12 protein-coding genes are annotated in these 14,865 nt (G+C 72.3%); 6 read left to right on the top strand and 6 right to left on the bottom strand.

The features are described from left to right. Nucleotides 1-142: 142 nt before the first annotated feature. The 5 genes from ACZ68P_RS23565 to ACZ68P_RS23545 are packed head-to-tail and all read right to left on the bottom strand — an operon-like array spanning nt 143 to nt 5,565. Nucleotides 143-1,453, bottom strand: a complete 1,311-nt coding sequence (locus tag ACZ68P_RS23565; RefSeq protein WP_471009222.1) for a DUF58 domain-containing protein — start codon at nt 1,451-1,453, stop codon at nt 143-145. A 12-nt stretch (nt 1,454-1,465) separates the two neighbouring features. Next, complete coding sequence (locus ACZ68P_RS23560) at nt 1,466-2,449, bottom strand: AAA family ATPase (RefSeq protein ID WP_471009220.1); 984 nt, start codon at nt 2,447-2,449, stop codon at nt 1,466-1,468. After that, nucleotides 2,446-3,657 carry a DUF4350 domain-containing protein gene (locus ACZ68P_RS23555; protein WP_471009216.1) on the bottom strand — a complete coding sequence of 404 codons (1,212 nt, stop codon included), beginning with the start codon at nt 3,655-3,657 and terminating at the stop codon, nt 2,446-2,448. The genes ACZ68P_RS23560 and ACZ68P_RS23555 overlap by 4 nt, the downstream gene beginning before the upstream one ends. After that, entirely contained in the window at nt 3,654-4,337 is a 684-nt protein-coding gene (locus ACZ68P_RS23550) for a DUF4129 domain-containing protein (RefSeq protein WP_471009213.1), read from the bottom strand. Before ACZ68P_RS23550 ends, ACZ68P_RS23555 begins: the two co-directional genes overlap by 4 nt. 4 nt (nt 4,338-4,341) lie before the next feature. Further along, nucleotides 4,342-5,565, bottom strand: coding sequence for a DUF7847 domain-containing protein (locus ACZ68P_RS23545; protein WP_471009210.1), 1,224 nt, complete (start codon nt 5,563-5,565; stop codon nt 4,342-4,344). A 607-nt stretch (nt 5,566-6,172) separates the two neighbouring features. On the opposite strand from ACZ68P_RS23545, the gene mtrA reads away from it, so the two are divergent. The 6 genes from mtrA (at nt 6,173) to ACZ68P_RS23515 (ending at nt 13,510) form a co-directional block, all read left to right on the top strand. Further along, on the top strand, nt 6,173-6,850 hold the full coding sequence (mtrA, locus tag ACZ68P_RS23540; RefSeq protein ID WP_009333493.1) for a two-component system response regulator MtrA: 678 nt from the start codon (nt 6,173-6,175) through the stop codon (nt 6,848-6,850). 1 nt (nt 6,851) lies between these two features. Beyond that, the gene (gene mtrB, locus ACZ68P_RS23535) at nt 6,852-8,843 is read left to right on the top strand and encodes an MtrAB system histidine kinase MtrB (RefSeq protein WP_471009207.1); all 1,992 of its coding nucleotides are present in this window, start codon (nt 6,852-6,854) and stop codon (nt 8,841-8,843) included. Further along, a complete protein-coding gene (locus ACZ68P_RS23530) occupies nt 8,833-10,704 on the top strand; it encodes an LpqB family beta-propeller domain-containing protein (protein WP_471009206.1) in 1,872 nt (623 codons plus the stop codon). Before mtrB ends, ACZ68P_RS23530 begins: the two co-directional genes overlap by 11 nt. 79 nt (nt 10,705-10,783) lie before the next feature. Next, nucleotides 10,784-11,539 (top strand): ComF family protein, encoded by a 756-nt coding sequence (locus ACZ68P_RS23525; RefSeq protein ID WP_471009204.1) that lies wholly within the window; start codon nt 10,784-10,786, stop codon nt 11,537-11,539. A gap of 330 nt (nt 11,540-11,869) precedes the next feature. After that, nucleotides 11,870-12,550, top strand: coding sequence for a ribosome hibernation-promoting factor, HPF/YfiA family (gene hpf / locus ACZ68P_RS23520; protein ID WP_365715412.1), 681 nt, complete (start codon nt 11,870-11,872; stop codon nt 12,548-12,550). Nucleotides 12,551-12,754: 204 nt separating this feature from the next. Beyond that, on the top strand, nt 12,755-13,510 hold the full coding sequence (locus ACZ68P_RS23515; RefSeq protein WP_471009202.1) for a response regulator: 756 nt from the start codon (nt 12,755-12,757) through the stop codon (nt 13,508-13,510). 36 nt (nt 13,511-13,546) lie between these two features. On the opposite strand, the gene ACZ68P_RS23510 is transcribed toward ACZ68P_RS23515, so the two are convergent. Then, complete coding sequence (locus ACZ68P_RS23510) at nt 13,547-14,740, bottom strand: winged helix-turn-helix domain-containing protein (protein WP_471009201.1); 1,194 nt, start codon at nt 14,738-14,740, stop codon at nt 13,547-13,549. Between the last annotated feature and the right edge of the window lie 125 nt (nt 14,741-14,865).

Raw genomic sequence — 14,865 nt, 5'->3', positions numbered from 1 at the left:
ACTGCAGGGGGGACCCTGTGGGAGAGTAGGACGCCGCCGAACAATCATTGTGGGAAAGCCCCGCACCTTATGGTGCGGGGCTTTTCTGCGTTCAGGGGCCATTGCGGTGTGGACTCCCGGAAGAGCCCACACAATGCTTCGGTCAAAGACGGCCGGCGGCCTTCAGAGCCAGATATGCGTCCGCCAGGGCCGGCGCGAGGTCCTCCGGCGGCGCGTCCACGACCGTGACGCCGTGGCGGCGGAGCTGGTCCGCCGTACGGTGACGTTGAGCCTGGGCCTGCGTCGCCGCGGCGGCCTGGTAGACCCCGTCGACCGTGCCGCGGCTCGTGGCCATGCGGGCGGTGTGCGGATCGGCGACGGACGCCACCAGGACCGTGTGGCGCTGGGTGAGCTGCGGCAGGACCGGGAGGAGGCCCTCTTCGATCGGAGCCGCGTCAAGACTGGTCAGAAGGACGAGGAGCGACCTGCGCGGTGCACGGGCTAGGGCCGTCGCCGCGAGCGCTCGGGCGTCCGATTCCACGAGTTCGGGCTCCAGCGGGGCCAAGGCGTTGACCATGGCGGGGAGGACGTCCTTTGCCGAACGGCCCTGCACCTGGGCGCGGAGGCGGCGGTCGAAGGCGAGGAGATCGACCCGGTCACCGGCGCGGGACGCCAGCGCGGTGAGGAGTAGGGACGCGTCCATCGCGGCGTCGAGACGCGGCACGTCACCGACGCGGCCGGCCGAGGTACGGCCCGTGTCGAGGACGATCAGGATGTGACGATCCCGCTCCGGGCGCCAGGTGCGTACCGCGACCGCGGTCTGGCGGGCCGTGGCACGCCAGTCGATGGAACGCGTGTCGTCGCCGGGGACGTATTCGCGGAGGCTGTCGAACTCGGTGCCCTCCCCGCGGGTGAGGACGCTGGTGCGGCCGTCGAGCTCACGGAGCCTGGCCAGCCGTGACGGCAGGTGCTTCCGGCTCGTGAACGGCGGCAGGACGCGGACGGCCCATGGCACCGCATGGTTGCCCTGGCGGGCGGCCAGGCCCAGGGGCCCGAAGGAACGTACTGTGACCCGCTCCGCGCGGCGATCGCCGCGGCGGGAAGGCCGCAGCGTCGTCGTGACACGGCGGCGCTCTCCCGCAGGGACCGTCAGGCGCGTACGGGACCTGCCCTGCTCGGCACCAGGAAGCCAGGAGCTGGGCGGCCAGGCGTCACGGAGCTGTGCCCGCAGGCGGCGGCGGGAGGCGTTGGTGACGGTCAGGTGCACCTCTACCTCGTCACCCAGTCGAACTGTTGTGTCACCGCTTCGGGTGAATCGCAGGCTTCGCACTGGCGCGGCCATCGCGTAGTCGCACAGAATTGCGAGTGAGAGGGGCGCGTTCACGGCGAGCATCCCCGTCCAGCTGGGGGCGAGGATGCCGACGGGAAGTGATCCGAGGGCGGCGAGCAGCGCGGTTCGTCCGGTGAGGGCCATGGGGCGCCGTTCTCAGCGGGGTACGGGGACGTGGGCGAGGATCGAGTTGATGACGGAGTCGGCGGTGACTCCCTCCATCTCGGCCTCGGGCCGCAGTTGCACGCGATGGCGCAGGGTGGGGAGAGCGAGGGCCTTCACGTCGTCCGGGGTGACGTAGTCCCGGCCGGTGAGCCAGGCCCAGGCGCGGGCGGTGGAGAGCAGGGCGGTGGCGCCTCGGGGAGAGGCGCCCAGGGTCAGTGAGGGGGATTCACGCGTGGCACGACAGATATCGACGACATAGCCGGCGATCTCGGGTGAGACGGCGGTCTTGGCGACGGCGGCGCGAGCGGCTTCCAGCTCGGCGGGACCGGCGACCGGGCGGACACCGGCCGCTTGGAGGTCGCGGGGGTTGAAGCCGTCGGCGTGCCGGGTCAGGACACTGATCTCGTCCGCGCGAGAGGGCAGCGGGACCGTGAGCTTGAGCAGGAAGCGGTCGAGCTGTGCCTCGGGCAGGGGGTAGGTGCCCTCGTACTCGACCGGGTTCTGGGTCGCGGCGACCAGGAACGGGTCGGGCAGGGGGCGAGGGGTGCCGTCGACGGTGACCTGGCGCTCCTCCATGGCCTCCAGGAGGGAGGACTGGGTCTTGGGGGGCGTGCGGTTGATCTCGTCGGCGAGCAGCAGGTTGGTGAAGACCGGGCCCGGCTGGAAGGAGAACTCGGCGGTCCGGGCGTCGTAGACCAGCGAGCCGGTGACGTCGCTCGGCATCAGGTCCGGGGTGAACTGGACGCGCTTGGTGTCGAGTTCGAGGGCGGCGGCGAGCGCGCGGACCAGCAGCGTCTTGGCGACGCCGGGGACTCCTTCGAGCAGGACGTGCCCCCGGCAGAGAAGGGCGACGACCAGTCCGGTGACGGCGGGGTCCTGGCCGACCACGGCCTTCGCGATCTCGGTGCGCAGGGCCTCCAGGGAGGCCCGGGCGCTGTCCGAGTCCGTAGGGGTCGCGGGGGTCGGGGCGCTCATGAGGTGCGTACCTCTCTTTCGAGGGCGTCGAGGCGGTCCGCCAGGCGGATGAGAGCGGCGTCGTCGGCGGGAGACGGGCCGAAGAGAAGGTCCCGGGGGTCTCCGGCGGTCTCGGGGACGCGGGCGGAGAACGCGGGGAGCAGGGTCTCGGGGGAGTGGGCGTCCTGTGCGGGGACGCCGACGAGGGGGGCGATCCGGGTGCGGGTCGCGGTGCGCAGCACGGAGGCGGCGCGGTCGCGGGCGTTCGCCTTGCGGTAGAGGCGGGCGCGGCCCTCGGTGGCCTCGGAGGCGCGGATGGCGACCGGGAGCCGTTCGGTCACCAGCGGGCCGAGGCGCCGGCCGCGCCAGAGGGCGGCGAGGAGGGCGGCGACGGCGAGTTGCAGGGTGCCCCACAGCCAGCCCGAGGGGACGAGCGAGAGGAAATCTTCGGCGGCGCCGTCGTCGGACGTGCCGTCGGGGTCGCCCTCGGTGGCGGAAGCATCGGTGAGGGAGGGGAGGTACCAGACGAGATGAGGGCGGGAACCGAGGAGCTGCAGGGCGAGCGAGGCGTTGCCCTGCTTGTCGAGACGGTCGTTGTAGAGGATGTCGGGGGAGCCGAGCAGGATGGTGTCGCCGGCCGTGGAGTCCTTGAGGAGGACCAGGGTGGGCAGCCCGTCGGCGGGGTAGCAGGTCTCGGCGTGTTCGCCGGTGACGTACCGTTCGCCGCCGATGTCGACGCTGCCGGCGCGGGCGGCGGCCGGCAGGGAGCACTCCGGGTCGAGGGCGGCGACGGACATGCTGGGTGCGGAGGTGACGCCCGGGGCGAGGGTGCCGAGGGAGGATTCGCCGGCGCCGAGGAGGACGGTGCGGCCGCCGGAGGCGGCGCCCATGGTGGTTCGCAGGGTGGTCTGCTGATGGCCGGTCAGCAGGTCCGGTGTGGTGACCAGGAGGGTGGTGTTCGCGTCGGCCGTGGCGGTGGCCTCGTCGAGGGTGGTGGCCACGCGCAGGGTGACGCCCTGGGCCTTGAGGAGCTCGGCGACGGCCCGGCTGCCGTTCGGGTCGACGGAGCGGGGATCCAGGTGGCCGTGGTGGTCGGTGGAGCGCATCGTCGCGAGGATGATGCCGCCGATGAGGATCAGACCCAGGACGAGGAGGATCCCGCGGGCGCGCGTCCAGATCTGCCGGGGGGCGAGCGAGGACGACGTGGGGCTGGTGGGCGGTCGGTTCATGCGGGCGCCCCCGTGGCGGAGGTGTCGAGTGCGGGCCGGGCTCGTTCCAGGGACGTGTCCAGCTCCTCGACGCGGCGGTACGCGCTCTCGTCGGCCGTGCGGCCGCCGTACGTGACGTCGTCGAAGGTGCGGGCGGCGGCGCGGAGTTCGTCCGCGTGGGCGGGCAGGGAGCGGCCCGCCTCGGCGGCAGCCTCGTCGGCGGTGCGGCCGGGACGGGGGTCGAGGACGGTGCGCTCCTCCAGTGAGCGGACGATGGCCCGCATCCGCTCCTGGACCGCCTGGTTCCAGCGGCCGGCCGAGGCGTGCCGGGCGGCGGCCGCGCGATGCTCCCGGGCCGTACGGGGGCCCTCGGCGAACAGGGAGTCGCCGGTGGCGGAGGTGCGTTGGGGGATGCCGAGCCGCCACCACAGGGCGCCGATCACGGCGATCACGACGAGGGCGATCGCGAGGAGGCCCAGCAGGCCTCCGGGCGTGGCGCCGGAGGCCGTGTCGAGAAGGTCGCCGACCCACTCCCAGAAGCGGTCGAGAGCGCGTTGGAGCAGGTTGGGATCGTTCTCGTGGTACATCGGCTTGGACAGTTCCCGCTCCGCCGCCTCGCGGGCGGGGATGCGTGGGACGTCCACCGGTACATCGTCGCGGATCGGCGGTCGCGCCGTGATCGTGCCCCCCGTGGCCTTCACCCCGTCAGCTCCCGGATGCGCCGGCGCCCGGGGCGGGGCCGTAGCCGGGGAGGCCGGCGGCCCGGGCGAGTTCGAGGTCGAGCGCCTCGCGGCGGATGCGCTGGTCGACATAGAGGAGGGCGGTGACGCCCGCGGAGATGGGGTAGGTGATCGCGCTGGTGATCACTCCGGCGATGCCCATCACGATGAGGTAGCCCCAGCCGAACTCGGGGGTCGAGTCGGAGACCATGTCGGACATGCTCGTGCCGTCGGCGATGATCGCGATGACGGCGAACGGGACCATGATGATCATCGAGACGAAGAAGATCAGCAGCTGGGTCAGCAGCGTGATGCCGAAGATCCGCCACCAGGCGCCCTGGACGAGCTTGGCCGAGCGCTTCAGCGAGCGGACGATGCCCTGTCGTTCCAGCATCAGGGCGGGAGACGAGAGGCTGAAGCGGACCATCAGCCAGACGGTGACGACGAACGCGGCCAGACCGCCGAGGACGGCCAGCGCGACACCGGGGGCGTCGCCGACGAGGAGGCCGGGCAGGAGGCCGACGGACATGATGGCCACGCTCATCAGAGGCAGGAGCAGCGTCAGACCGAGCATCGCGAGCAGGCGGGGGCGGGCCTCGCGCCAGGCGGTGCCGACCGTGACCGGGTGGCCCAGGACCGCGCGGCTGATGACGATGGTGAGGAGCGCGGCGCTGACGAGGGTGGCCATCAGGGCGATGAGAAGCGCCGGCCCCAGGGCGAGCAGGCTGGACTGGAAGGAGTCCAGGGCCTGGTCGAGCTGCTCGGCGGGGCTGGCGTCCGGGTTGATGTCGGCCGGCGGCGGGACGAGATAGCGCTGGGCGAGGATGTCGACGACCTGGGAGATCACCGCGACCGTGACCGAGATCGTCAGGACCGTGCGCCAGTAGCGGCGCAGGGTCGAGACGGAGCCGTCGAGGATCTCGCCCATGCCGAGGGGTCGCAGCGGGATCACGCCGGGCTTGGCGGCCGGGGGCTTGCCCCAGCCTCCCTGCTGGACGCCGCCCCAGCCGGAGTGGGGCGGAGGCGTCGGGGCCTGGCCGGGTGCCGGGGTGGCCGGCGGCGACCACTGGCCGGCGGGCGGCTGCTCCTTGGACCACTGGGGGGCGGAGCCGTTCGCGTCGCCGGGCTCGGAGGGCCGGGGCGTGCCGGAGCCGTCCTGGCCGTCGGAGGGAGCAGATCCGGGCGAGGCCCAGCCCGGAGTGTCGTTCACGGTCGTCCACCTCGAGGAATGGTCGTGGGGCCGGATCGGCGAGCCGGCTGGGGCACGGCGGCCGCCTGCCTGTTCGGGCGGGGGCCGGGAGCCATCGTGCCACGCGGGGCCCGCCCGTGGGCCGGGGCCCGGGTCTCCTTCCCGCCTTCTTCCCGGGAGCTCCGGGGGCAGACTGGGTGGATGCCTGATCAGTGCGTACAAACCGCGGGGGCGGCGGGTGGGACGAGGGCGATGTCCCGCGTCGGGAGCGGGGTCGTTCCCCCAGTCCGGCGAGCGGCCCGGGGCGACGGCGGGAGGGGGTGCCGGGGTGGGGCGTGGGAGGGCCGGGGTGACCTGTCGGAGGGTCGTACGGCCGGAGTCCCGGGACGCGGGCGGAGCTCCTCGGGGGCACTCGTGTGGCCGAGTGGGGAGATCCCTTTCTCGGGCATGGGCCGGGGGCTGCCGCGCAGGGTACGGTTCTGGGCGGCCACGGGGGTGACATTCTTGTCCGACGTCGACACCCACAGACACCGGCAGCTCACGGCGCGCAATCACAGACGTCACCGCAGGTCAGTGAGGTATCTCACCAGCCGCCTCGGGACTGATACGGAAATGGGATGATGTCGATATGAAGGGACGCGTTCTTGTCGTCGACGACGACACCGCACTGGCCGAGATGCTCGGGATTGTGCTGCGGGGTGAAGGGTTCGAGCCGTCGTTCGTCGCGGACGGTGACAAGGCGCTCGCCGCTTTTCGGGAGGCCAAGCCGGACCTGGTGCTGCTGGACCTGATGCTGCCCGGAAGGGACGGCATCGAGGTGTGCCGGCTCATCAGGGCCGAGTCCGGCGTGCCCATCGTGATGCTGACGGCCAAGAGCGACACCGTCGACGTGGTGGTGGGTCTCGAGTCCGGGGCGGACGACTACATCGTCAAGCCGTTCAAGCCGAAGGAGCTCGTCGCCCGTATCCGGGCGCGGCTGCGGCGGTCCGAGGAGCCCGCGCCGGAGCAGCTGGCCATCGGTGACCTGGTCATCGACGTGGCCGGTCACTCGGTGAAGCGGGACGGGCAGTCCATCGCCCTGACGCCGCTGGAGTTCGATCTGCTCGTGGCGCTGGCCCGTAAGCCGTGGCAGGTGTTCACCCGTGAGGTCCTCCTCGAGCAGGTGTGGGGATACCGGCACGCGGCCGACACCCGGCTGGTGAACGTCCATGTGCAGCGGCTGCGCTCGAAGGTCGAGAAGGACCCGGAGCGCCCGGAGATCGTGGTGACCGTCCGGGGAGTCGGCTACAAGGCGGGGCCGAGCTGACATGAGCGTAGGCAGTACTGCTCCGAAGCCCGGCGAGCCGGGAGTCCGGGCGGGGCGGACTGCCGGACCGGGACGGGGGGGCTCGCGATTCGGCCGTCTGCTTCAGGGCGGGGCGCCGGGCGGACCCGTGCTCCGGCTGTTCTCGCGCTGGGTGCGCCGCCCGTTGTTGCCCGCCGTACGGCTGTGGCGCAGGAACATCCAGCTCCGCGTGGTCGCGGGCACCCTGTTGATGTCGCTGGGTGTGGTCCTGCTCCTCGGCCTGGTCGTCATCGGTCAGGTCCGTAACGGCCTGCTCGACGCCAAGGAGCGGGCGGCCCAGAGCCAGGCCGCCGGCGGGTTCTCAGCCGCGCAGGACAAGGCGGCGAGCACGCCGTCCGTGCCGGGTGGCCAGGACGGCGCCCGGGCGGGTGCTTCCCTGACCTGGCGTTCCACGCTGGTCGAGCAGCTGGCCAGTGGTGGCCAGAGCGCCTACAACGTGGTCGCGCTGTCCCAGGAGAGCTCGGAGGGCACCGCGAGCCGTGGCGCCCGCGCCTCGGGCGAGGTGGACCCCGCCACGAGCATCCCCGGCGATCTGCGGCACTTCGTGGCGCAGGGGACCGGGACGTTCCAGACGTACGCCCGGATCCACTACACCGACGGCAAGGCCTCGGAGGCCGGCCTCGTGGTCGGCAAGCGTCTCAACGACGCCGAGGGCACCCAGTACGAGCTGTACTACCTCTTCCCGCTGACTCAGGAGGAGGACTCCCTCACCCTGGTGAAGGGCACGCTGGCGACCGCCGGCCTGTTCGTGGTGGTGCTTCTCGGCGCCATCGCGTGGCTGGTGGTGCGGCAGATCGTCACCCCCGTGCGGATGGCGGCCGGGATCGCCGAGCGGCTCTCGGCGGGCCGTCTCCAGGAACGCATGAAGGTCACCGGCGAGGACGACATCGCCCGGCTCGGTGAGGCCTTCAACAAGATGGCGCAGAACCTCCAGCTCAAGATCCAGCAGCTGGAGGAGCTCTCCCGGATGCAGCGGCGGTTCGTTTCGGACGTCTCGCACGAGCTGCGGACGCCGCTGACGACGGTGCGGATGGCGGCCGACGTGATCCACGAGGCGCGGGTCGACTTCGATCCGATCACCGCCCGCTCGGCCGAGCTGCTCGGCGACCAGCTGGACCGCTTCGAGTCGCTCCTCGCCGACCTGCTGGAGATCAGCCGCTTCGACGCGGGCGCGGCGGCGCTGGAGGCCGAGCCGATAGACCTGCGTCAGGTCGTGCGGCGGGTGATCGGCGGCGCCGAGCCGCTCGCCGAGCGCAAGGGCGGCCGGATCGTGGTCGTCGGTGACGAGCAGCCCGTCGTGGCCGAGGCGGACGCCCGCCGCGTGGAGCGGGTCCTGCGCAACCTCGTGGTCAACGCCGTCGAGCACGGCGAGGGCCGGGACGTGATCGTCAAGCTGGCGTCCGCCGGCGGGGCCGTCGCGGTCGCCGTGCGGGACTACGGCGTGGGGCTGAAGCCGGGCGAGGCGACGCGCGTCTTCAACCGGTTCTGGCGGGCCGACCCGGCACGCGCGCGGACCACCGGCGGTACGGGCCTCGGCCTGTCGATCGCGGTGGAGGACGCGCGGCTGCACGGCGGCTGGCTGCAGGCGTGGGGCGAGCCGGGAGGCGGCTCGCAGTTCCGGCTGACGCTGCCGCGCACGGCGGACGAGCCGCTGCGCGGTTCCCCGATCCCGCTGGAGCCGGAGGACTCGCGGCGCAACCGCGAGGAGGCCGCCGCCGGGCGGGCGCGGGAGAACGGGGCACGGCTGTCGTCGGTGCCGGCGCAGCCCGCCGGGGACCGTGCGGGGCTGGCCGTACCGTCGCGGATGCCCGGGGCGCCGCGTCCCACGGCGGATCCGACGGCCCTGCCGGGCAGCGGGGCCCGGGTGGTCCCGCGGACGGCGGGTGAGACCGAGGGCAGTGAGGCGATGGCGTCGACGAACGCCGAGCGGGAGGACGGGACACGTGGGCGCTGACTCCCGAGGGCAGCACCCGGGGCGGGGACGTGGCAGAGCCGGGCGGGCGGTCGTGGCGCTCGCGGGGGCGCTGGTGCTGGCCGGTTGCGCGACGATGCCCGACAGCGGGGACGTACGGAACGTGAAGGCCTCCGACCCGGGCGACTCGCAGGTGCGGGTGTACGCCGTGCAGCCGCGGGAGAACGCGGACCCGGCCGAGATCGTCGACGGCTTCCTGGAGGCCATGACCAGTGACGACCCCGGCTTCGCCACGGCGCGGAAGTACCTGACGAGGCCGGCCGCGCGGGCGTGGAAGCCGGAACAGCGGATCACCGTGCTCACCACGGCCCCGGACCGCGGCCAGGCCGACCGGGTCACCGACCCCGGAGGCTCCGGGCGTTCGTACCCCATCAAGGGCCGGCAGATCGCCACCGTCGACGCCCGGCACGCCTACAAGCCGGTCGGACCGGCGGACTTCAGCGACTCGATCCACGTGGTGCAGCAGCCCACCGCGGACGGCAAGGGCAAGGAGTGGCGGATCGACGGTCTGCCGCCGGGTCTGGTGCTCAGCGAGGCCGACTTCCAGCGGACCTACCGCTCCGTCGACACCTACTACTTCGCGTCGGGACAGGACTGGGTCGTCGCCGACCCGGTCTACATCCGGCAGCGCCAGGACCCGGTCACCCGGATGGACCCGGTGACCCAGACGGTCAGGGCGCTGCTGGAGGGGCCGACGAACTGGCTGAAGCCGGCCGTCGACTCGAGCTTCCCCTCCGGGACGGCGTTGAAGGACGGCGTCACCTCGCTGTCGACGGACGACCAGTCCACGCTGAGGGTGCCGCTGAACGGCAAGGCCGACCACGTGGGCGGTGTGGTGTGCCGGCGGATGGCGGCGCAGCTGCTGTTCACGCTCGGCGACCTGACGTCGGTGCGGGTGGAGCAGGTGGAGCTCCAGCGCGGTTCGGACGGCGGGAAGCTGTGCTCCCTGGGCAAGCAGGCGGCGATGGAGTACGCGCCGGTCCGGGACACGGGGCGGGCGGAGAACCCGTTCTACGTCGACGCGACCGGGAAGCTGATGGCCGTGCCGGTCGGGGACAAGGCGAACGAGCAGCAGGACGGGACGCTGGGACCGTTCGGCGACGGCGTGATGCCGCTGCGGTCGGTCGCGGTGGACCGTGACGAGCGCCGGGCGGCCGGGGTCGGCAAGGACGGCCGTGAGCTGCGGGTGGCGTCGATCCTGACGGACCACGAGCTGCGTCCGGCGCTGGTGCGGAGCAACGCGGGCCGGCCCGAGGACCGGCTCTCGGCGCCGAGTTGGGACGGCCGGGGCGATCTGTGGGTGGCGGACCGGGATCCGGTGAAGCCGCGTCTGTGGATGGTGCCGGACGGCGAGGGTGAGCCCGTGGAGGTCCGTGCCCCCTGGCTGGCGGACGGGGACAGGGTCGAATCCCTGCGCGTCTCGGCGGACGGGGTGCGGGTCGCGCTGCTGCTGAAGGGCAAGGACGGCACCACCCTGAAGATCGGGCGGGTCGAGCGCGACGGCGGCGGGAACCAGACGGTGTCGGTCGACGCGCTGCAGCCCGTGGCGCCGCACATGGAGGCCGTCACGGCCGTGTCGTGGGCCGGCCCGAGCCGGCTGGTCGTGGTCGGCAAGGAGGCCGGCGGTGTCCAGCAGGTGCGCTACATCCAGACCGACGGGGCCACGTCGTCCTCGTCGCTGCTGCCGGGGCTCAACGGCGTGTCGGCGGTGGCCGCGCCGAACGACGACCGGGCACCGGTCGTGGCCGAGTCCGGCAACGACGGCATCGTGCGGCTCGTGCCGGGCGCGAACTGGCAGCGGCTGGCCAAGGTGACGGGCTCCGCGCCCGTCTATCCGGGGTAGTTCACCCGCTCCTCCGCGGGGCCGCGGCCGGTTGTCCACAGGGGTGGCCGGCCGGGGCCGGCAGGAGGACAGTGGAGCCATGCGGGGGTGGTGGCGTGAGATCGCCGGGCTGGTGCTGCCGGTCGCCTGCGGAGGCTGCGGCAGGGCCCGTACGGAGCTGTGCCCGCCGTGCCGCGCGGAGCTGACGGGGGCGGGTCCCCGTCGGGTGCGGCCCCTTCCCGAGCCCGCCGGGCTGCCGCCGGTACACGCGGCGGCGCCGTACGCCGAGGCCGTACGGTCCGTGCTCCTCGCCCACAAGGAGCGCGGTGCGCTGTTCCTGGCAGGGCCCCTGGGCGAGGCGCTGGCGGATGCCGTCACGGCCGCTGTCGGCCCCTGTGAGGCCTCGGGGGCCGATCCCCTCCTCCTCGTACCGGTGCCCTCGTCGCGGCGCTCCGTGCGGGCGCGTGGTCACGACCCGACCCGGCGGATCGCGCTGGCCGCGGCGGGAATGCTGCGCCGTTCGGGACGGGCCGCCCGGGTGATTCCGCTGCTGCGCCAGCGTGGTGCGGTGGCCGACCAGTCGGGGCTCGACGCACGCGCACGGCTCACCAACCTGGCCGGGGCGCTGGAGGCCCGGTCGGGCGGAGCGCGGCTCATGGAGCGGGGACGGGTGGTCCTGGTGGACGATCTGATGACCACCGGTGCCTCGTTGGCCGAGGCGGCGCGGGCACTGCGTGCCGTACATCGGTCGTTCATTCCAGGATTACCCGGCGCCGGTGCGGACAGGGGTTCCATACAGCCGGTGGCGGCGGTGGTCGCCACTTCTCCGTCGTCGTTCGAAATAAACAGGAACTGACGGGGAACTCGCATCGTTGCAGGTGGTAAGAGGTGGAAACACCCGAACGGAGGTAAGTGACCGCAGCGGGTGCCGACACCCGTCCGAACGAGCTATGTTCGGTTGTGAGGAATGGCGCAGGCCATCCCTCACGGAATGCACGGGTGCGCCTAGAGGACGGGAGTTCAGGGCGAATTAACCTCAGGTCGGTGGGGTGGGGATCTTGCCGACTGGGGAGGAGGAGGTGAAAGTCGCCAAGTCCGAGACTCCGGTGAACATCGGAGTCTGGTGCAAAGGGAGAGGCCCAGCGGCCAGGGTGCCGGTCTGGGCGATCCGGGAACGGAGTTCTGCGTGGACATCGTCGTCAAGGGCCGCAAGACAGAGGTGCCCGAGCGGTTCCGCAAGCACGTGGCCGAGAAGCTGAAGCTGGACAGGATCCAGAAGCTCGACGGCAAGGTGATCAGCCTCGACGTCGAGGTGTCCAAGGAACACAACCCGCGGCAGGCCGACCGGTCCGACCGCGTGGAGATCACCCTCCACTCCCGAGGCCCGGTGATCCGGGCGGAAGCGGCGGCAGGCGACCCGTACGCAGCTCTCGACCTCGCCAGCGACAAGCTCGAGGCGCGACTGCGCAAGCAGCACGACAAGCGGCACACGCGCCGCGGCACCGGCAGGCTCTCGGCCGCCGAGGTGGGCGACGTGGTGCCGGGCGTCGCACAGCTCAACGGCAACGGCGAGCTGGTGGGCGAGGAGTCCGACGCGGTTCCCACCAAGATGATCGGCTCGCTCGAAGTGCAGGGCGACGGCCCGCTGGTGGTCCGCGAGAAGACCCACAAGGCCGCACCGATGACCCTCGACCAGGCGCTCTACGAGATGGAGCTGGTCGGGCACGACTTCTATCTGTTCGTCGACTCGGACAACAAGCAGCCGAGTGTCGTCTACCGGCGACACGCGTACGACTACGGCGTCATTCACCTGGAGAGCGACCCGCTTGCCGAGGGCGGCGGCGCCGGTGGTGCCCTCGGCGGCTGATCTGCCGCGGCGCGTCACCCTCACGTGTCCCTCATGGTGCCCCTGGAGCGCCCCGTGCGCCCCCAGGGGCACCCCCGTGCGACCACAGGATCACCGCGCTGACGTCCGGGCATGAAATCATGGCGTGCACGCCAACCGGTGCCTCATGGCCAGCGGTTGGAGGACCGAACACGACTTCAGGCCACGGCCTCAGGGGGAGGAACGATGGCGGACAGCTTCGGGCCGGTGCACAGCGGGCGGGAGCCCGATCGTGCGGCCGGTACGGAGGGATCGGATTCGGACAGCGGGACATGCCGGAAGGAGCCGATCCGAGTTCTCGTGGTGGACGACCACGCCCTTTTTCGGCGCGGACTCGAGATCGTCCTCGCCCAGGAGGAGGACATCCAGGTCGTCGGCGAGGCGGGTGACGGGGCCGAGGCCGTCGACAAGGCGGCGGACCTGCTGCCCGACATCGTGCTGATGGACGTCCGCATGCCCAAGCGCGGTGGGATCGAGGCCTGCACCTCCATCAAGGAGGTCGCCCCCAGCGCGAAGATCATCATGCTGACGATCAGCGACGAGGAGGCCGACCTCTACGAGGCCATCAAGGCGGGCGCCACGGGCTATCTCCTGAAGGAGATCTCCACCGACGAGGTCGCCACGGCCATTCGCGCGGTCGCCGACGGCCAGTCGCAGATCAGCCCTTCGATGGCCTCCAAACTCCTCACCGAGTTCAAATCGATGATCCAGCGGACGGACGAACGCCGGCTCGTTCCCGCGCCCCGGCTGACCGACCGCGAGTTGGAAGTCCTCAAACTCGTGGCGACCGGAATGAACAACCGGGACATCGCCAAGGAACTGTTCATCTCCGAGAACACGGTGAAGAACCACGTCCGCAACATCCTGGAAAAGCTCCAGCTGCACTCCCGGATGGAAGCGGTCGTCTACGCGATGCGGGAGAAGATCCTCGAGATCAGATGAGGCGCGACCGGACGGGGCGGACCGCGGAAGGCGGGGTCACGCGAGGGCGGCGGTGAGGCGCGCGGCCATGTCGGCGCTCTCCGCCCGCTCGATCCGCACGCTGTCGCAGCCCACCCACTCGGCCGCCTCGCGCAGTGCCTTCGCCATCGCTCCGACGGCCTTCGGAGAGTCCAGGGACACCTGCTTGGCCACCAGCGTCCCGCCGTCACGTGCCGGGTCGACCCGCCCCAGAAGCCGGCCGCCCGAGAGCAGCGGCATCGCGAAATAGCCGTGCACCCGCTTCTGCTTGGGCACGTACGCCTCGAGGCGGTGGGTGAACCCGAAGATCCGCTCCGTCCGCGCCCGCTCCCAGATCAGCGAGTCGAAGGGGGAGAGGAGCGTCGTGCGGTGCCGCCCGCGCGGCTCGCTCGTCAGGGCGGCAGGATCGGCCCAGGCCGGCTTCCCCCAGCCCGCCACCGTGACCGGCACGAGCCCGGAGGCCTCGACCACGGCGTCGAACGCCTCGCCCTTGATCCGGTGGTAGTCGGCGATGTCCGCGCGCGTGCCCACGCCCAGCGCCTCGCCCGCCTGCCGTACCAGCCGCCGCAGGCACTCGGTGTCGTCGAGGTCGTCATGGAGCAGGTCGACGGGGATCGCGCGCTCCGCGAGGTCGTAGACCCTCTTCCAGCCGCGCCGCTCGGTGCAGACCACCTCGCCGTACATCAGCGCCCGCTCGACGGCGATCTTCGACTCGGACCAGTCCCACCACTCGCCCTTGTTCTTCGCGCCGCCCAGTTCGGTCGCGGTCTGCGGGCCCTCGGCCCGCAGCTGCGCGATCACCGCGTCGTACGCCCCGTCCGGCAGGTCGTGGTACCACTGCGGGCGCGTGCGGTAGGCGCGGCGGCGGAAGGCGAAGAGCGGCCACTCCTCGATGGGCAGGATGCAGGCGGCGTGCGACCAGTACTCGAAGGCGTGGGGGCGCGGTCCGGACGCGCCGTCGGCGGCCGCACCGCTCCAGTACGCCTCCTCGACCGTCGTACGGCCCACGGCGCCCAGGCGCGCGTACGGGATGAGCTCGTGCGAGCGCGCCAGGACGGAGATCGTGTCGAGCTGGACCTGGCCGAGGTGGCGCAGGACGCCCCGCACACCGGCACGGCGGTCCGGGGCGCCAAGCAGGCCCTGGGCGCGCAGGGCGATCCGGCGGGCGTCGTCGGCGGACAGTTCGACAGCGGGCGGCGGCACAGTCGTCATGATCCGCACCCTAGAGGCAGGCACTGACAGTCCGCCCCGGCCCCTGGGGAACCGGCGCTTCCGGCCCGCGCTTCCGGGCCGTACCCGCGGCCCGCGGTCGTGGCTCGCAGCCCTTGTGCCGCGGC

It is taken from the genome of Streptomyces sp. NPDC036822, assembly GCF_055609145.1.
The sequence above is the reverse complement of the archived record's forward strand: the minus strand, read 5'-3'. Positions and strand labels throughout refer to the sequence as shown.